Genomic DNA, 19,451 nt, shown 5'->3' on the forward strand with positions numbered 1-19,451 from the left:
GCCGCTGGTCCACGCGATTTGTTGCAGTGGGATGAAATCACCGCTCGCGGATGTTGGTGCCTTGCGGCAGGACAACGGGGACGGGAGGCATCCGGGTGGCACGCGAGGTGCGACACGAGGACCGGCGGGCAGCCGGCCAGGGCACGAGCAGCGACGGCACGGACAGTGACGGCACGGGCCGGAGTGATGCCGCCCAGGGCTGGGCCCGGCGGCTTTTCGCGTATGCCTGGCGGCACCCGGCGGACGTGGTGCTCTCGCTCGGTGCCTCGCTGCTCGGCATGGGCGTCATGGCGCTGGTGCCGCTGATCACGAAGGTGATCATCGACGATGTGATCGGCGACAAGAGCCGCTCCATGGGCGTCTGGGCCGCGGTCCTTATCGCCGCCGCGGTCGTCGTCTACGCCCTCGCCTATCTGCGCCGCTACTACGGCGGCCGGCTCGCCCTCGACGTGCAGCACGAACTGCGCACCGAGATGTACGACGCGATCACCCGGCTCGACGGACGCCGCCAGGACGAGCTGTCCACCGGGCAGGTCGTGGGCCGGGGCACCAGCGACCTCCAGCTCATCCAGGGCCTGCTCTTCATGTTGCCGATGACCATCGGCAACGTCCTGCTCTTCCTGGTCTCACTCGTGATCATGGCCTGGCTCTCGCTGCCGCTGACCCTGGTCGCCCTCGCGGTCGCCCCCGGCGTCTGGTTCATCGCCAAGCGCAGCCGCAGCAAGCTGCATCCGGCGACCTGGTACGCGCAGGCCCAGGCGGCCGCGGTCGCCGGTGTGGTCGACGGTGCCGTCTCCGGGGTCCGGGTGGTCAAGGGCTTCGGGCAGGAGGAGCAGGAGACCGGCAAGCTGCGGGAGGTCGGGCGCAAGCTCTTCGCCGGGCGGCTGCGCACCGTACGCCTCAACTCGCGCTACACCCCCGCGCTCCAGGCCGTGCCCGCGCTCGGCCAGGTCGCGATGCTGGCGCTCGGCGGCTGGCTGGCCGTGCGCGGCCAGATCACGCTCGGCACCTTCGTCGCCTTCTCCGCCTACCTCGCCCAGCTCGTCGGCCCGGTGCGGATGCTGGCCGTGGTGCTCACCGTCGGACAGCAGGCCCGCGCGGGTGTGGAGCGGGTGCTCGAACTGATCGACACCGAGCCCAGCTTCGAGGACGGCCACAAGGAGCTGCCCGCCGACGCCCCGGCCGGGGTCGAGTTCGACGACGTCTCCTTCTCGTACCACGGCAGGGACGGCGCCGAGAGCGCCCGGCCGGTCCTGGACGGGCTCAGCTTCGAGATCCGCCCCGGCGAGACCCTGGCCGTGGTCGGCGCCTCCGGCAGCGGCAAGTCCACCGTCTCGCTGCTGCTGCCGCGCTTCTACGACGTCACCCACGGCGCCGTCCTCATCGGCGGCCACGACGTACGCGAACTGACCCTGTCCTCGCTGCGGGCCGCGATCGGCCTGGTGCCCGAGGACAGCTTCCTGTTCTCGGACACGGTGCGCGCCAACATCACGTACGGCTTCCCCGACGCCACCCAGGAGCAGCTGGAGAACGCGGCCCGCGCCGCACAGGCGGACCGTTTCATCGCCGACCTGCCGCAGGGCTACGACACCAAGGTCGGCGAGCACGGCCTGACCCTCTCCGGCGGCCAGCGCCAGCGCGTCGCGCTCGCCCGCGCCATCCTCACCGACCCGCGTCTGCTGGTCCTCGACGACGCCACCTCCGCCGTGGACGCCCGCGTCGAGCACGAGATATTCGAGGCGCTGCGCAGCGTGATGGCCGGACGCACCACGCTGCTCATCGCCCACCGCCGCTCCACCCTGAACCTCGCCGACCGCATCGCGGTCCTGGACGGCGGACGTCTCGCCGACATCGGTACGCACGACGAGCTGACCGCGCGCAGCGCCCTGTACCGCAGGCTCCTGACCGACCCCGACGAACTGGGCGCCGCCTCGCCGGGCCACGTCGCGGCAGCTCAGGGCCCGGACCCGGAGGCCGAGGCGCGCGCGGTGCGCGAGGAACTGGACGCCGAGTTCGACGCGGAGCGCGGCCTCACCCCGGCCTTGTGGAGCGGGGACCGCGAGCCCCGGGACACCGCCATGGAGGGCATGCCCTCCACCCCCGAACTGCTCGCCGAGGTGGACCGGCTGCCACCCGCGACCGACACCCCGGACGTCGACGAACGGCGGGCCGTCACCCCCGAGGACTCCTACGGACTGCGCCGCCTGCTGCGCGGATTCGGCGGACCGCTGCTGTTCGCGCTCGCGCTGGTCGCGGCGGACGCGGGGATGGGCCTGCTGTTGCCGGTACTGATCCGGCACGGCATCGACGAGGGCGTGAACGAGCTCGCCCTCGGCGCCGTGTGGACGGCCTCCCTGCTGGCACTGCTCGCGGTCGGCGCCCAGTGGGTGGCCCAGACCGGGGAGACCCGGGTGACCGGCAGGACCGGCGAGCGGGTGCTCTACGCGCTGCGCCTGAAGATCTTCGCGCAGCTCCAGCGGCTCGGCCTCGACTACTACGAGCGCGAGCTGACCGGGCGGATCATGACCCGGATGACCACGGACGTCGACGCCCTGTCGACCTTCCTGCAGACCGGTCTCGTCACGGCCTTCGTCTCCGTGGTCACCTTCTTCGGGATCATGGTCGTGCTCGTGGTCATCGACCTCCAGCTGGCACTCGTCGTCTTCCTGACCCTGCCGCCGCTGATCGTCGGCACGTACTTCTTCCGCAAGAAGAGCGTGCAGGCCTACGAACTCGCGCGGGAGCGGGTCTCGGCGGTCAACGCCGACCTCCAGGAATCCGTGTCCGGCCTGCGCATCCTCCAGGTCTTCGGGCGCGAGGCCTCGGGCCGCGAGCGGTTCGCCGAGCGCAGCTTCGCCTACCGCGAGGCCCGGGTGCACGGCCAGTGGCTGATCTCCGTCTACTTCCCCTTCGTCCAGCTCCTTGCCTCGGCCGCGGCGGCCGCCGTGATCGTGGTCGGCGCGGGTCGTATCGACGAACGCAGCCTGTCCACCGGCGCGTTGGTCGCGTATCTGCTCTACATCGACCTCTTCTTCGCCCCCGTCCAGCAGCTCTCGCAGGTCTTCGACGGCTACCAGCAGGCCTCCGTCTCGCTCGGCCGCATCCAGGAACTCCTGCGCGAACCGACCTCCACCCGTACCGCTGACAAGCCGCTCGACGTCGGCGCGCTGCGCGGCGAACTCGCCTTCGAGGACGTCGACTTCGCCTACGGCGACGAGGAGGAGGCGCTCACCGGCATCCGTCTGCAGATACCCGCGGGCCAGACCGTCGCCTTCGTCGGCGAGACCGGCGCGGGCAAGTCCACCCTGGTCAAGCTGGTGGCACGGTTCTACGACCCGACCGGCGGGCGGATCACCGTCGACGGCATGGACCTGCGTGACCTCGACCTCACCGGCTACCGGCACCGCCTCGGCGTGGTCCCGCAGGAGGCCTACCTCTTCGTCGGAACCGTGCGCGACGCCATCGCCTACGGCCGTCCCGGGGCGAGCGACGCCGAGGTGGAGGCGGCCGCCCGTGCGGTCGGCGCGCACGAGATGATCGCCCGGCTCGACGGCGGCTATCTGCACGAGGTGGCCGAACGCGGCCGCAACCTCTCCGCCGGACAGCGCCAGCTCATCGCCCTCGCCAGGGCGGAACTGGTCGATCCGGACATTCTGTTGCTGGACGAGGCGACCGCCGCACTCGACCTGGCCACCGAGGCCCAGGTGAACCAGGCCACCGACCGTCTCACCGGCAAGCGCACCACGCTCGTCGTGGCCCACCGCCTGAGCACCGCCGCCCGCGCCGACCGGGTCGTGGTGATGGACGGCGGCCGCGTCGCCGAGGACGGCACGCACGACCAACTCCTCGCCGCCGATGGCCGGTACGCGCGCCTGTGGCGCACTTTCATCGGTGAACCGGCCGAGGTGCGAGCCGCGGGCTGACCTGCGAATGGGCGGTTCCCCGGCACATGGAGCCCGAAATTTCAAGGGAAGCCGAGGGAACCGCCCCCTCCCGTACGGCGTCCGTACACCAGTACGCTGTGGCGCAAGCGGCGGGAGGGGCCAGAAATGAGCAGTGGAGGAACGCATCGCCGTCGGCGCATGCGGCGGCCCGTGGCCGTCGCCGCCGTGCTCGGCGCGAGCGGCCTCGTCGCGCTCATCGGCTCGGGCGTGCACTCGGCGGGTGCCGCGGAGCTGTGCAACGGCCACAAGGCCCGCACCCTGACCTTCAAGACCGGCGAGGTCCGCGTCTACCGCGAGAAGGGCTACGTCTGCGCCGTGGCCGTCGCCAAGAAGCCCGGCGTCAAGCAGAAGATGTCCGTCTCGGTGCAGGCCCGCGGCAGCGCGGCCGTCCAGGACGAGGGCGAGTTCAAGTTCCACGCGGGCCCGGTGAAGGTGCACGCCGGACACCGCTGCGTCGCGGTGCGCGCGGAGATAGGGCGCAGCGAGGTCAGCTCCGGCTGGATCCTCTGCTAGCGCATTCCGCCCCCGCCGGCCGTCGGCTCGGCCGGCCCTCTCCGGCTCTCCCCGGCCCGCAAGCGGAATCTCCCGTCACCACCTGCTCGGCCCAACGCCGCATCCGCTTCCCCGGGTGGACCACCACCTGTGTAACAGCGACCTCACAGCTGCCCTGCGATGTGCCCTACGCCCCGTCAACCTCTGGTGTCACCTCTGCACCTCGGCTAGGTTCCGGGCACACCTGTGTCAACTAGGAGGGTGCATGCGCAAGGCGCTCAGATGGATGCTTGCGACCAGCCTGCTGATAGGCAGCGCCGGCACGGTTTCGGTGGCCACCGCCGCGGAACCGGAGTCCACCGACATCAAGGACCGGCTGCTTGCCGTCAAGGGCATGAGCCTGGTCGAGGAGAAGCCGTACGACGGTTACCGGTACTTCGTCCTCAACTACACCCAGCCGGTCGACCACCGGAACCCGTCCAAGGGCACCTTCAAGCAGCGCATCACCGTGCTGCACAAGGACACCGACCGCCCCAACGTCTTCTTCACCAGCGGCTACAACGTCTCCACGAATCCGAGCCGCAGTGAGCCGACGCAGATCATCGACGGCAACCAGGTCTCGATGGAGTACCGCTTCTTCACTCCCTCGCGACCCGAGCCCGCCGACTGGTCCAAGCTCGACATCTGGCAGGCCGCGAGCGACCAGCACCGTATCTACGAGGCCCTCAAGCCCATTTACGGCAAGAACTGGCTCGCCACCGGCGGCTCCAAGGGCGGCATGACGGCCACCTATTACGAGCGCTTCTACCCCAAGGACATGAACGGCGTCGTCGCCTACGTCGCGCCCAACGACGTCAAGAACGACGAGGACTCGCGCTACGACGAGTTCTTCGAGAACGTCGGCACCAAGGAGTGCCGCGACCGTCTCAACGCCGTGCAGCGCGAGGCCCTGGTGCGCCGCGAGCCGCTGGAGAAGCTGTACGCGGACTTCGCCGAGAAGGGCAACTACACCTTCAACACCGTCGGCGACCTCGACCACGCCTTCGAGGGTGTCGTGCTCGACCTGGTCTGGGGCTTCTGGCAGTACGGCATGGAGGCCGACTGCGACAAGGCCCCCGACGCGAAGACCGCCACCGACCAGGCGCTGTTCGACTACATCAACGAGGTCGGCGGCTGGAGCTCCTACAGCGACCAGGACCTGGCCAGGTACACGCCGTACTACTACCAGGCCGGTACGCAGCTCGGTTCGCCCGACATCAAGCTCCCGCACCTGGAAGGCCTGACCCGCTACGGCTACCAGCCGCCGCGGAACTTCGTGCCGCGTGACATCCCGATGAAGTTCGACCCGACCGCGATGCGCAAGGTCGACAGCTGGGTGCGCCACAACGCCAAGTCGATGATGTGGGTCTACGGCGAGAACGACCCGTGGGGCTCCGAGCGCTTCCGCATCGGCAGCGGCGCCAAGGACTCCTACATCTTTACCGCGCCCGGTGCCAACCACGGTGCCAAGGTCGCGGGCCTGGTCGACAAGGACAAGGCCAAGGCCACCGCGCGGATCCAGGCCTGGGCGGGCGTCGCCCCCGCCTCGGTGAAGGCGGACCCGTCGAAGGCGAAGCCGCTGGCGCCGTTCAACGCCAAGCTGGACCGCCAGGACATCCAGCGCAACAGCCTGCGCCCGTAACCGGCGCCCCGGCCCCGCACCGTCGAACGGTCGCGGACCGGGACCCGGCACGGTAACCGTCGCCCTCCGACGGCTGAACAGGGACCGCAGCCCGGCACCACTGCACATCGGTGCCGGGCGGCGGTCCTTGTCGTCTCTCCGAGTCGTCTTTCCGCGCTGTGGCGGGGACGGGCGCCCCGAGGCGTGCGGCGCCGGCCCCCACCGCGGCTCAGTACGACAGGCCGTACCCCACCGGATACAGCACCTGGGCCGGGTCGTCCGCCCGCTGCACCGGGACCGGCAGGCGGCCCTCGGGTTCCGCCGCGCCCGCGATGACCCGGGCGGCGGCCCGTACTTCGACATCGGTCCAGGAGTAGGCGGCCAGGACCGCGTCCGCGGACGGGAGGCGGGCCACGTCGTAGGGGTTGCGGACGGCGACCACGACGACCGGCAGGCCCTTGGCCGCGAGCGCGTCCACCAGCGCCCGCTGCCCGCTTCCCGCACCGACGTTGTACGTGGCCACCACCACCGCGTCCTGCCCCTCCGCCGCGGCCAGCGCCCGGTCGATGTCCGCCTGCTGCGGGGCGGTCCCGGTGGACACCGAGGCGGTACGGAACCCGAACGCGCCGAGCTCGCGGGCGAGTACCCCGGTCGGCGGCCCCGTGGTGCCCGAGGGCGAGGCCGGATCGGCGCCCATCACAAGGACGTTGGGATGGGTACGGCGCCGCAGCGGCAGCACCCGGTCCTTGTTGACCAGCAGGGTGGTGGTGGACTCGGCGATCGAGTCGGCCGCCCGGAGGTGGGAGAGGGTCCCCACGACGTCGAAGACCCGGGACTCGTCCACATAGGGCTGCTCCAGAAGCCCCAGCTTCGCCTTCAGCCGCAGAACGCGCAGGATCGACTCGTCCAGGCGTGCCTCGGTCAGCTCCCCGCCGCGCACCGCTTCGAGCACCGCGGTCCACGCCACCTTCAGATCCGGCGGGTTGAGCAACTGGTCCACTCCCGCCTTGAGGGCCAGTACGGGCACCCGGTCGTCGCCGTACTTGGTGCGCACCCCCTGCATGCCGAGTGAGTCGGTGACCACCACGCCGTCGTAGCCGAGTTGTTCGCGGAGGATGCCGGTGAGGATGGGGCGGGAGAGGGTGGCCGGATCGCCCGAGGGGTCGAGGGCGGGAACCATGATGTGCGCGGTCATCACCGAGTCGATGCCCGCCGCGATCGCCGCCTTGAACGGCGGCGCGTCCAATTGCTCCCACTCGGCCACGCTGTGCTCGATGACGGGGAAGCCGTAGTGGCTGTCCGTCTCGGTGTCGCCGTGTCCGGGGAAGTGCTTGGACGTCGCGGCCACCGAGGCGCCCTGGTACCCCTCGACCTGCGCGGCCACCAGCCGGGCCACCGACCGTGGTTCGCTGCCGAACGAACGCACACCGATCACGGGGTTGGCCGGGTTGACGTTGACGTCCGCGACGGGGGCGTAGTTCTGCCGGATGCCGAGCGCACGCAGTTCGGTCCCCGCGATCCGGGCGGCGCCCCGGGCCCGGGAGCGGGAGCCGCCCGCGCCGAGGGCCATGGCCCCGGGCAGCAGGGTGGCGGGCTTGCCCACCCGGCAGACGATGCCGTGCTCCTGGTCGGTGGAGATGAGCAGGGGCAGACCGTTCGGCAGGGCGAGTCCTGCCTTCTGGATGCCGTTGCTCAGCGCGGCGATCTGCCGCGGCTCCCGGGTGTTGTGCGCCCAGGTGAAGTAGATGATGCCGCCGACGTGGTAACGGGCGATCAGTTCCGCCGCTGTACGGACCCCGATCTCCTTCAGGTTCGCGTCGATGTCGGCCTGGTCCGGGGCGGTCGCGGAGTGCCCGTACACCCGCATCACGAAGAGCTGGCCGACCTTCTGTTCCAGACTCATCCGCGAGATGAGCCTGCGCAGGGCGGCGTCGTCGTAGCGGCTCGGCTGCTGGGCGGCGGCGGGGGAGAGGGCACCGCCGACCGCGAGCGCGGCGGCGCCCGTGGCGGTGGCGGTGAGCAGGGCGCGTCGGGTGGTACCGGAGTTTCGGTCGTGCACTTGCACTCCTTCCGGAGGAGTCCCGGCGAGCCGGGGGCGGGGCAAGCGCGGGGCGCGGCCGCCGGGCGCGGCAACGTCCGTGCTTCCTTTGCGGGTTGACGAGAACTGCCGAAGGAAACTGCGGAACTGCTCAGGGGGAGCGGAACTTCCCCATGACTGAAAGAAACTTCCGTGGAGCACGGATAGCCGGAAATTTTCTGCCGGTCAAGGGTGGGCGGGGGCGTGGCGCGGAGGAGAGGCCGCGCCCGCCTGGTCCTCCGGCGCCGCGCCCGCCGGTCCTCTGGCGCCGCGCCCGCCCGGCCTTCCGGTGCCGCGCAGCCCGCCCCGGGCCCGCCGCACCCACGCCGCGCTTCCCTCTCCGGTTCGTCTCCGCGGTTCGCCTCCCCGGTTCCTCTCTCCGGTTCGTCTCCCCGGCCTCCGGTTTCGTCTCCGGTCTCCGCTTTCCTCTCTCCGGTGCCGCGCATTCGTCTCACGCAGCCCAGCTCACCGGCGCTTCGCAGCCCCCTCCCCGGCCTGCTCCACCAGGCCCGCCAGATGTGCTCGCCCCGCGCCCAGCAACGGCCCCAGCGGTGCCGCCTTTTCGTACCAGCGCTTCTCGTACTCCCAGCACAGCCAGCCCTCGTAGTCCGGGCCGCCGAGGACGGACAGGCACTCGGCGAGCGGGAGCACTCCCGCGCCGAGGGGCAGGGGGGTGGTGTCCTCGGCGGAGGCGATGTCCTTGACTTGGACGTAGTCGGGGACGTTGCCGAAGGCCTTCAGGCTCTCGGTCGGGGTCTCGCCGCCGAGCCAGGTGTGCATCACGTCCCACAGTGGGCCCGCCGTACCCGGCCCCGCCGCGTCGAGGACGCGGGCCACGTCCGCCGCACGGCGGTGCGAGTCGTGGGTCTCCATGAGGACGCGCACTCCGAGCGGTTCGGTGAACACCGCGGCCGCCGCGAGACGTCGTGCCGCCACGGCGTCGGCCTCCTCCCGTGGGGCGTCGCCACCGCCGGGGAACACCCGGACGAAGCCCGCGCCGAGGTCGTGGGCGAGCCCGGCCAGGGTGCGGATGTCGTCCAGGACGGGCTCGTCGGGGCCGGGCTCGGCCACCTGCGCGTATCCGGCGACCGCGCTGACCGCGATGCCCGCCGCGGCGAACTGCCGTGCCGCCGAAGCGCGTTGGGCACTGTCCAGGCCGGGGTGTACGGGTTCCTCGGGGTGGGCGCGCAGTTCGACGCCCGCGTAGCCGTGCGCGGTGGCCAGAGCGAGTACCTCGTCGAGAGGGCGGCCGGGCAGGCCGAGGGTGGAGAACGCGTAACGGGGGCCGCTCATGCGGGTGCCTCCTGCTTGTCGTGCTGCTTGTGCTCGGGCTCGTCGAGCCGCAGTCGGTAATCATGTCCGACCAGGTCGGCGCCGAAGGAGTGGTGCGGCTGTTCCGCGATGAGCTCGAAGCCGTGGCGGCGGTAGAGCGTGGCCGCCGCGCGCAGGACGTCGTTCGTCCACAGCACGAGTTCGCGGTAGCCCGTCCGGCGGGCGAAGTCCACGCAGGCGCGTATCAGTTGGTCGCCGACACCGTGCCCACGCGCGTCCGGTTCGACGAGCAGCAGCCGGAGCCGAGCGGCGCCGGGCTCCCGGTCCCGTACGCACAGCACGCAGCCGACTCGACGTCCGTCGAGCTCGGCGATCCAGACCTGCTCCAGGTCTGGGTCGTGGTCCTGCGCGAAGTCGGCGACGATACGGGCGACCAGTGCCTCGTACTCGCTGTTCCAGCCGAACTCGGCCGCGTACAGGGCCCCGTTGCGCTCCACGATCCAGCCGAGGTCACCGGGGGCGGGCCCACGCAGCAGAACCTCGCCGCCACGTCTCGTACGGGCTGCCTCGTCGCCGCCGCGCTCCAGAGTCTCCCGGACGGTGTGCAGGGCCTCGGTGAGCGGAGCGTGCGCACTCGCCGGTACCTCGGCGAGCAGGGTCGCCACCGCCTCGCGGGAGCGTTCGTCGAGCACGGCCGCGGCCTCGCGGCCGCGTTCGGTGAGCGTGACCCGGCGACGTCGCGGGTCCCTCGCGGAAGGGCCGCTCTCGACCAGTTCGTCCTTCTCGAACTTGCCCAGTATCCGGCTCAAGTACCCGGCGTCCAGGGACAGTTCGGAGCGCAGGTCGGCGGCGTCCGTGCCCGCGGAGTGCGCGAGTTCGTACAGGACGCGGGACTCGGTCAGCGTGTACGGAGCGTGCAGGTGGCGGCTGTAGTCGAGGGCGCCTATCAGGTTTGTGTAGAAGCGGTTGAAGGAGCGGACCTCCTGGATCACCGGTGCCCGGGTGCCGGGGGTGGTGCCGGATTTCCGGCCCGTGGGCGGAGGGTCCGGCGGGTACGGAGGTTCCGGTGGGTCCGGAGGTTCCGGCGGACTTGGGGAAGTGCGTGCGTCGGGCGGGCTCGGGAGAGCGTGTGTGTCCGACGGGTCGAGCGTCTGGGAGGGGTTCGGCTTCTTCGGGTGACGGTGGCTCGGCATGCTGACTCCTGGTGATTACCTTTGACTGAGTCAAACGTAAGCCTCCGGAAGCGGCCCGGGAAGCCCGCAGGGAGGGACTCCCGATCCCAGGATCGCCAGTCCCTCCCCGTGCGCGCACCGTTATGCCAGGTCAGCGCGGTCCTGCCGTAACGGCATCGCGCCGCGGTGACACCGTCATGCCTCGGGCCGAGCCATCCTCTCCGCGAGCCAACCCCCTCCGCGCACTCCGCCCCGCCACGCGTCGGTCCGCAGCCCGCTCAGTCCCGCCCACGCGGGTTCGTCGCCCCTCCGCGCGCCATCCCCCTCCGCGCGTCAGCCCGCCCGAACCGGCCCCGTAGACCCCCGCACCCTCAACTCCCCGGTCACCGGAATCACTTCCCCCGCCCGCCCCTCCTGCCCGAGGGCCAGTCGCCCGGCCCGCTGCCCCGCCTCGGTCAGCGGCAGGTGCACGGTGGTCAGCGAGGGCACGGCGTCGGAGCTGAAGGGGAGGTCGTCGAAGCCGGTCACTGAGACGTCGCCGGGGACCGAGATTCCGGCGTCGCGCAGGGCGGCGCAGGCGCCCAGGGCGAGGCTGTCGTTGGCGGCCACCACCGCGGTCAAATCCGGGTCGCGCGAGAGGAGTTCTTGCATGGCGTGGTAGCCGGAGCCGCGTTCGTAGGAGGCGTGCACGGTGAGCGGGGCGGGGTCGGGGAGCTGGTGCGCGGCCAGCGCCTCGCGGTGGCCCTCGAGACGGTGCCGGGTGGTGGTGCGGTCCTCGGGGCCCGCGATGCAGGCGATGCGGCGGTGGCCGAGGGACAACAGGTGTGCGGTGAGTTCGCGGGCGCCCGCCCGGTTGTCGAACGGGAGCGCGATGGACGGGGTGTCCTTCAGCGGGGGCCTGCCGCACAGCACCACCCGGGTCCCCGACTCCTCGAGGCGCCGTACCTTCGCGGCCAGCGCGCCGGTGTGCTCGCGGTCCTCGGTGCCGCTGCCGGTGAGTACCACCGCGGCGGCGCGCTGGCGCTGGAGCAGGGTGAGGTACGTCAGTTCGCGTTCCGGTGCGCCGCCGGTCGCGCAGACCACCGCGAGCCGTTCCCCGCCGCCCCGGCCTCCGCCGGAACCGATCTGCGACTGCACCGCCGCGGCGATGATCCCGAAGAAGGGGTCGGCGATGTCGGCGACCAGGATGCCGACCAGGTCGGAGGTGGCGGCGGCCAGTGCGCTGGCCGGTCCGTTGACCACGTAGTCGAGGTCGGCCACCGCGCGCAGCACGCGTTCCCTGGTGGGCCCGGCGACCGGATAGTTGCCGTTCAGCACCCGGGAGACGGTGGCGGGGGAGACCTGTGCGCGTGCCGCCACGTCCGCCAGGGTCACAGTCATCCGGTCGTCCTCCGCCCGTCGTTCCTGCCGTTCCACTGTTCCGGCCGCGCCGCCCGGGCCGCCGTACTCGCCGCCCGCGACCTTCGCACCTGCCGGTCGCTCCCCGAAGCCCAGGCTCTCGAAGCCCACAGGCTGCCGAAGCCCAGAGGTCTCGAAGTCCACAGGCTCCTGAAGTCCACAGGCTGCCGAAGCCCACAGGCTAGGGCACGACCGTTCCCGCCGCGCCCCCTCGTCCCAGGCCGACCACCAGGGACGTCTCCGCGGCGACGGGCGCGACAGCGGCCCCGAACCCCGCGCCCGCACACGAACCGTGGCGCTCCGGACATCCCCTCCCTCCCGGACACCCGGCAGCACCGTCCGTCCCGAACCCCGGCAGCACCGTCGATCCCGAACACCCGACCCCGCTGTCGGTGGCGGGCGGTAGCGTCGGGGCATGTCCGGTCTCGCGGTGATCGAGGGTGTCCTTGAGCGGATCACGTATGCCAACGAGGACAACGGCTACACGGTCGCGCGCGTGGACACCGGGCGCGGTGGCGGCGATCTGCTGACGGTCGTCGGCTCGCTGCTCGGTGCCCAGCCCGGTGAGTCGCTGCGGATGGAGGGCCGCTGGGGCTCGCACCCGCAGTACGGCAAGCAGTTCACCGTCGAGAACTACACCACCGTGCTGCCCGCGACCGTCCAGGGCATCAGGCGCTATCTCGGCTCGGGCCTGATCAAGGGCATCGGGCCGCGGATCGCCGACCGGATCGTGGAGCACTTCGGCCTTCGGACCCTGGACATCATCGAGGAGAGCCCGGGGCGGCTGGTCGAGGTGCCGGGGCTCGGGCCCAAGCGCACCAAGCTGATCGGTGCCGCCTGGGAGGAACAGAAGGCCATCAAGGAGGTGATGATCTTTCTTCAGGGTGTCGGCGTCTCCACGTCGATCGCGGTGCGCATCTACAAGAAGTACGGGGACTCCTCCATCGACGTGGTGCGCCACCAGCCCTACCGGCTCGCGGCCGACGTCTGGGGCATCGGCTTCCTGACCGCCGACCGCATCGCCCAGTCCGTGGGCATTCCGCACGACAGCCCGGAGCGGGTGATGGCGGGGCTCCAGTACGCGCTGTCGCAGTCCACCGACCAGGGCCACTGCTTCCTGCCCGAGGAACAGCTCATCGCGGACGCGGTGAAGCTGCTCCAGGTGGACACCGGCCTGGTCATCGACTGTCTGGACCGGCTCGCGGGGCAGGAGGAGGGCGTCGTCCGCGAGAAGGTGCCCGGGCCGGAGACCGGCGAACCGGTCACCGCGGTGTACCTGGTGCCCTTCCACCGTGCCGAACTCTCCCTGTCCGCCCAGGTGTCGAGACTGCTGCGGACCGAGCAGGAGCGGCTGCCCGCCTTCCGGGACGTCGACTGGGACAAGGCGCTCGGCTGGCTCGCCGAGCGGACCGGCACCGAACTCGCCCCGGAGCAGCGGGAGGCGGTCCGGCTCGCGCTCACCCGGCGGGTGGCCGTGCTGACCGGCGGCCCGGGCTGCGGCAAGTCCTTCACGGTGCGCTCGGTGGTGGAGCTCGCCCGCGCCAAGAAGGCCAAGGTGGTCCTCGCCGCACCCACCGGCCGGGCCGCGAAACGGCTGTCGGAGCTGACCGGGGCCGAGGCCTCCACCGTGCACCGGCTGCTCGAACTCAAGCCGGGCGGGGACGCCGCCTACGACAAGGACCGGCCGCTCGACGCCGATCTCGTCGTGGTGGACGAGGCCTCGATGCTGGATCTGCTGCTCGCGAACAAGCTGGTCAAGGCGGTGCCGCCGGGCGCCCATCTGCTGTTCGTCGGCGATGTCGACCAGTTGCCCAGCGTCGGCGCGGGCGAGGTGCTGCGCGATCTCCTGGCGCCCGGCAGCCCGGTGCCCGCGGTGCGGCTCACCCGGATCTTCCGGCAGGCGCAGCAGTCCGGTGTGGTCACCAACGCCCACCGCATCAACTCCGGTACCCCGCCGCTCACTTCCGGCCTGGACGACTTCTTCCTGTTCGTCGAGGAGGACACCGAGGAGGCGGGCAGGCTCACCGTCGACGTCGCGGCCCGCCGGATCCCGGCCCGCTTCGGGCTCGATCCGCGGCGCGACGTCCAGGTGCTTGCGCCCATGCACCGCGGGCCCGCCGGTGCGGGCAACCTCAACGGCCTGCTCCAGCAGGCCATCACGCCCGCCCGGCCGGACCTGCCCGAGAAGCGGTTCGGCGGGCGTGTGTTCCGCGTCGGCGACAAGGTCACCCAGATCCGCAACAACTACGAGAAGGGCGCGAACGGCGTCTTCAACGGCACCGTCGGCGTGGTCACCTCACTGAGCATCGAGGATCAGCGGCTGACCGTACGTACCGACGAGGACGAGGAGGTGCCCTACGACTTCGACGAACTGGACGAGCTGTCGCACGCCTATGCCGTGACCATCCACCGCTCGCAGGGCAGCGAGTACCCGGCGGTCGTCATCCCGGTCACCACCAGTGCCTGGATGATGCTCCAGCGCAATCTCCTCTACACGGCAGTCACCCGCGCGAAGAAGCTGGTGGTGCTCGTCGGCTCGCGCAAGGCGCTGGGGCAGGCGGTACGGACGGTCTCGGCCGGGCGCCGCTGCACCGCGCTGGACTTCCGGCTGTCCGGGGCGGGCAGCCTTTCCACAACGGCCGGTTGAGTCCGGTCCCGGGCGGAACTCCGGTCGATGTCCCGGTGCGGAGAGCGCGCGGCAACCGGTTGCGGGCGGCAAGCGGAGGCGGTTCGTCCCGCTTCTTTGTGCCCATGAGAAAATTTTGATCGATCAAATCGTAGGAAAGGTCACACTGCTCTTCCGGAACCAGGGCGAAGCCGGGCAGGATGAGCAGGTTGCGCGGCACTGAGTGCCGCCAATAGGCCTAATGGTCGACCCCGAGTGCACTCTCCTGAGCCAAATGGGGGAGGGTAGAGACAGTCAGGGCACCTCGAAGATGAGGCACTACGTCGGTGAGGGAAGACGTGAGCGACAACACCCAGAAAAACGGCGCGGTAGTAGTCCAGTACGGCGACGCTGAGTACACCTACCCGGTGGTCGACAGCACCGTTGGCGACAAGGGCTTCGACATCGGGAAGCTCCGCGCCCAGACCGGGCTGGTCACCCTGGACAGCGGATACGGAAACACGGCCGCGTACAAGTCCGCAATCACTTATCTCGACGGCGAGAAGGGGATCCTGCGCTACCGGGGCTACCCGATCGAGCAGCTCGCCGAGCGCTCCACCTTCCTCGAGGTGGCGTACCTGCTGATCAACGGCGAACTGCCGACGGTCGACGAGCTCGCCACCTTCCGGAACGAGATCACGCAGCACACCCTGCTGCACGAGGACGTCAAGCGCTTCTACGACGGCTTCCCGCGTGACGCCCACCCGATGGCGATGCTGTCGTCGGTGGTCAGCGCGCTGTCCACGTTCTACCAGGACAGCCACAACCCCTTCGACGAGAAGCAGCGTCACCTCTCGACGATCCGGCTGCTCGCCAAGCTCCCGACGATCGCCGCCTACGCGTACAAGAAGTCGGTCGGCCACCCGGTCGTCTACCCGCGCAACGACCTCGGCTACGTCGAGAACTTCCTGCGGATGACCTTCTCGGTGCCGGCCGCGGAGTACGACCTCGACCCGGTCGTGGTCGCCGCCCTGGACAAGCTGCTCATCCTGCACGCGGACCACGAGCAGAACTGTTCGACGTCCACCGTGCGCCTGGTCGGCTCCTCGCAGGCGAACATGTTCGCCTCGATCTCGGCGGGCATCTCGGCCCTGTGGGGTCCGCTGCACGGCGGCGCCAACCAGTCCGTCCTGGAGATGCTGGAAGGCATCAAGGCCTCGGGCAGCGACGTCGACACCTTCATCCGCAAGGTGAAGAACAAGGAAGACGGCGTGAAGCTCATGGGCTTCGGGCACCGCGTCTACAAGAACTTCGACCCCCGGGCGAAGATCATCAAGTCGGCGGCGCACGACGTCCTTTCGGCGCTCGGCAAGAGCGACGAACTGCTCGACATCGCGCTGAAGCTGGAAGAGCACGCGCTGGCCGACGACTACTTCGTCGAGCGCAAGCTCTACCCGAACGTGGACTTCTACACCGGTCTGATCTACCGGGCCATGGGCTTCCCGACCGAGATGTTCACCGTGCTGTTCGCGCTCGGCCGGCTGCCGGGCTGGATCTCCCAGTGGCACGAGATGATCAAGGAGCCCGGATCCCGTATCGGCCGTCCGCGGCAGATCTACACGGGCGTCGTCGAGCGCGACTTCGTCCCGGTCGAGGAGCGCTGAGCCGCCGGACACCCCCCAAGGCTCGGCATTACCGCGGTTCACCGCACCTGAGGCAGTCCGCTCCCGGTTCCGGGATGCGGCCGAGGCAGGGCAGCCTTTCGGCGCCCGCGACCTCTCGGCCGCTTTCCGGGCCGGACGCGGAAAAGCGCCCCGTCACCGATCCCCCCACGGGTCGGCAACGGGGCGCTTTCCATGTCCCGGTGCGGATTCCCCCCACGGGATCCGGCCGGGCGCCTGGGTGCAGCGTCCGCGCTGGTGCGGTCCGCCGGGACCCGTACGTACGGGAGGGCCGCTCAAAGCTTTCCCGTGCACGTGTCCCGGCCAACGCTGCTACTACCGGAGAACGTCCCCCAAGACGCTCCCCTGATGTCGGAAACGTCCCCCAAGACACTTCCGCCATCGCCCTCTTAGACTCGCAGCCCCCTCCGAAGGTTACGTAGCGTCCAGTGTGATCTACGTCTCTCGCACGTGTTCTCCACAAGTGCGAGCCCCATCGGCGGGTGATCGCGGCTCAACAGTAAGGAAGTTGAGCAGGATCTGTGAAGGGCGGTATCCAGCCTAGCGGGCCGCTGACCGTAACGGGATGCCTGGTCCCGAATTCGGTGAAGGTTCTTGGGGAAAAGCGTGTCCGGCCCGACCGGATCCTTGCTTTTCGCGGCTCCATGGGTGTCCGAATCTCGGCGTTCGGCGTTCGATATGCGGCACCGCATATGCAAGGTGTGACGCATGCTACGCGATGAGTGATGCCGTGGAGGGTCCGCCTCCACTACCGGAACGTGCGCAGCCGGAGGCTGTTGCCGACCACGAAGACCGACGAGAAGGCCATCGCGGCCCCGGCGATCATCGGGTTGAGCAGACCGGTGGCGGCCAGCGGAAGGGCGGCCAGGTTGTAGCCGAAGGCCCAGCACAGGTTGCCGCGGATCGTGGTCAGCGTGCGCCTGGCCAGCCGGATCGCGTCCGCGGCCACGCGCAGATCGCCCCGGACCAGGGTCAGGTCGCCCGCCTCGATGGCGGCGTCGGTGCCGGTGCCCATGGCCAGGCCCAGATCGGCGGTGGCGAGGGCGGCGGCGTCGTTGACCCCGTCGCCGACCATGGCCACCGTCCGGCCCGCCTTCCGCAGCCGCCGCACCTCGGCGACCTTGTCCTCGGGCAGCACCTCGGCGATCACCTCGTCGATGCCGACCTCGCGCGCGACCGACTCGGCCACGGTGCGGTTGTCCCCGGTCAGCAGTACCGGTGTCAGCCCAAGGGCGCGCAACTCGCGCACGGCTTCAGCGCTGGTCTCCTTCACGGTGTCCGCCACCGTCAGAACGCCGCGCGCCACCCCGTCCCAGGCGACCGCCACCGCGGTCAGCCCCGACTCCTGCGCCCGCCGCGCGGCGGCCTCCAGGGAGCCGGGCAGCGCGATGCCCTCCTGGTCGAGCAGCCGTACGCGGCCCACCAGGACCCGCCGTCCCTCGACCGTGCCGCGTACGCCGAGCCCCGCGAGGTTCTCGAAGTCCGTGGGGGAGGGGAGCGTACCGATGCGTTCGGCGGCGCCGGCCGCAAGGGCGCGCGCCACCGGATGCTCCGATGCATCCTCCAAGGCCCCCGCGAGCCGCAGCAGTTCCCGCTCCTCGGTCCCTTCGGCGGTCCACACCCCGGCCAGGGACATGCGCCCGGTGGTCACCGTCCCCGTCTTGTCGAGCACGACGGTGTCGACGCGACGGGTCGACTCGAGGACCTCGGGCCCCTTGATGAGGATGCCGAGCTGCGCACCGCGCCCCGTGCCGACCATCAGCGCGGTCGGCGTGGCCAGCCCCAGCGCGCACGGGCAGGCGATGATCAGCACCGCGACGGCGGCGGTGAACGCGGCGGTTGGCTCCCCGGTGACCGCCAGCCAGGCGCCCAGCGTGCCGGCGGCGATCAGCAGCACCACGGGGACGAACACCGCGGAGATCCGGTCGGCGAGACGCTGCACGGCCGCCTTGCCGTTCTGCGCCTCCTCCACCAGGTGTGCCATGCGCGCGAGTTGGGTCTCCTCGCCGACCCGGGTGGCCTCCACCACGAGACGGCCGCCCACGTTGACGGTGGCCCCGGCGACCGGGTCGCCGACCGTGACGTCCACGGGCACCGACTCACCGGTGAGCATCGAGGCGTCCACCGCCGAGGCGCCCTCGGTGACCACTCCGTCCGTGGCGATCTTCTCGCCGGGGCGCACCACGAACAGCGCGCCCGGCTTCAGTTCGGCCACCGGCACCCGGACCTCGCGGCCCCCGCGCAGTACCGCGACGTCCTTGGCGCCGAGCCGGAGCAGCGCCCGCAGCGCGGCACCGGCACGCCGCTTGGCCCGCGCCTCCAGGTACCGGCCGAGCAGCAGGAAGGTGACCACTCCCGCGGCCACTTCGAGGTAGAGCGTCGATCCGGCGTCGCCCCGGGACAACGTCCAGCTGAAGCCGTGCCGCATGCCCGGCATCCCCGCATGACCCCAGAACAGGGCCCACACCGACCAGCCGAAGGCGGCCAGCGTGCCCAGTGAGACGAGGGTGTCCATCGTCGCGGCGGCGTGCCGCGCGTTGGTGAACGCCGCCCGGTGGAAGGGGAATCCGCCCCAGACCACGACGGGCGCCGCCAGCGTGAGACTCAGCCACTGCCAGTTGTCGAACTGCAGCGAGGGCACCATCGACAGGAGCGCCACCGGCAGCGCGAGGACGGCACTGATGCCCAGACGCTGCCGCAGGGCGAGGAGTTCGGGATCGTCCTCGCCGCGCGCGACCCCGCCCCCGCCCCCGGCCCCGACGCCGTCCTCGCCCGCGTCCGGCTCCGGCTCGGGGTCGGGCGGCGCCGGTACCTCGGCGGTGTAGCCGGTCCGCTCCACGGTGGCGACGAGAGCGGCGACCGAGACCTCCGGGGCGTGCCGCACCCTGGCCTTCTCGGTGGCGTAGTTGACCGTGGCGCTCACCCCGTCCATCCGGTTGAGCTTCTTCTCCACCCGCGCCGCGCAGGAGGTACAGGTCATCCCGCCGATGACCAGTTCGGTCTCGATCTCGGCTCCGGTCCCGGTGGCGGCGGGAGCGGTCACCGGCGGCCCGGCTGCTGTGCTCGTCATCGTCCGTGCTCCAAGGCTGTGCTGTGGACCGGGCCGTACGGGACCGGATCGCGGCGGACCGGCGACGGGTACGGCCCGG

Annotated in this window: 10 protein-coding genes; 5 read left to right on the forward strand and 5 right to left on the reverse strand. The window is 70.9% G+C overall.

The features are described 5' to 3' along the window. Positions 1 to 95 precede the first annotated feature (95 nt). The 3 genes from HUT18_RS22930 to HUT18_RS22940 all read left to right on the forward strand — a co-directional run bounded on the left by HUT18_RS22930 (position 96) and on the right by HUT18_RS22940 (position 6,117). On the forward strand, positions 96 to 3,923 hold the full coding sequence (locus tag HUT18_RS22930) for an ABC transporter ATP-binding protein (RefSeq protein ID WP_254878760.1): 3,828 nt from the start codon (positions 96 to 98) through the stop codon (positions 3,921 to 3,923). Positions 3,924 to 4,049: 126 nt separating this feature from the next. Then, positions 4,050 to 4,457 (forward strand): hypothetical protein, encoded by a 408-nt coding sequence (locus HUT18_RS22935; RefSeq protein ID WP_254878761.1) that lies wholly within the window; start codon positions 4,050 to 4,052, stop codon positions 4,455 to 4,457. A 244-nt stretch (positions 4,458 to 4,701) separates the two neighbouring features. Then, entirely contained in the window at positions 4,702 to 6,117 is a 1,416-nt protein-coding gene (locus HUT18_RS22940) for a S28 family serine protease (RefSeq protein ID WP_176102447.1), read from the forward strand. A 208-nt stretch (positions 6,118 to 6,325) separates the two neighbouring features. Here the strand turns inward: HUT18_RS22940 and HUT18_RS22945 are convergent, their stop codons facing one another. From HUT18_RS22945 to HUT18_RS22960, 4 genes are all read right to left on the reverse strand, one after another. Further along, a complete protein-coding gene (locus tag HUT18_RS22945) occupies positions 6,326 to 8,155 on the reverse strand; it encodes a glycoside hydrolase family 3 protein (protein WP_176102448.1) in 1,830 nt (609 codons plus the stop codon). 483 nt (positions 8,156 to 8,638) lie between these two features. Next, on the reverse strand, positions 8,639 to 9,466 hold the full coding sequence (locus HUT18_RS22950) for a sugar phosphate isomerase/epimerase (RefSeq protein WP_176102449.1): 828 nt from the start codon (positions 9,464 to 9,466) through the stop codon (positions 8,639 to 8,641). Beyond that, positions 9,463 to 10,437 carry a bifunctional helix-turn-helix transcriptional regulator/GNAT family N-acetyltransferase gene (locus tag HUT18_RS22955; protein ID WP_176102450.1) on the reverse strand — a complete coding sequence of 325 codons (975 nt, stop codon included), beginning with the start codon at positions 10,435 to 10,437 and terminating at the stop codon, positions 9,463 to 9,465. The genes HUT18_RS22950 and HUT18_RS22955 overlap by 4 nt, the downstream gene beginning before the upstream one ends. Before the next feature lie 513 nt (positions 10,438 to 10,950). Further along, positions 10,951 to 11,997: a LacI family DNA-binding transcriptional regulator gene (locus HUT18_RS22960; protein ID WP_176102451.1), complete on the reverse strand. Its 1,047-nt coding sequence runs from the start codon at positions 11,995 to 11,997 to the stop codon at positions 10,951 to 10,953. A 433-nt stretch (positions 11,998 to 12,430) separates the two neighbouring features. Between HUT18_RS22960 and HUT18_RS22965 the strand changes: the two genes are divergently transcribed. Both HUT18_RS22965 and HUT18_RS22970 read left to right on the forward strand, forming a co-directional pair. After that, complete coding sequence (locus HUT18_RS22965; protein WP_176102452.1) at positions 12,431 to 14,662, forward strand: ATP-dependent RecD-like DNA helicase; 2,232 nt, start codon at positions 12,431 to 12,433, stop codon at positions 14,660 to 14,662. A gap of 305 nt (positions 14,663 to 14,967) precedes the next feature. Then, entirely contained in the window at positions 14,968 to 16,284 is a 1,317-nt protein-coding gene (locus tag HUT18_RS22970) for a citrate synthase (RefSeq protein WP_176102453.1), read from the forward strand. A 766-nt stretch (positions 16,285 to 17,050) separates the two neighbouring features. Here the strand turns inward: HUT18_RS22970 and HUT18_RS22975 are convergent. Then, on the reverse strand, positions 17,051 to 19,372 hold the full coding sequence (locus HUT18_RS22975) for a cation-translocating P-type ATPase (RefSeq protein ID WP_176102454.1): 2,322 nt from the start codon (positions 19,370 to 19,372) through the stop codon (positions 17,051 to 17,053). Positions 19,373 to 19,451: the final 79 nt, after the last annotated feature.

It is taken from the genome of Streptomyces sp. NA04227 (assembly GCF_013364195.1).
GTDB lineage: Bacteria > Actinomycetota > Actinomycetes > Streptomycetales > Streptomycetaceae > Streptomyces.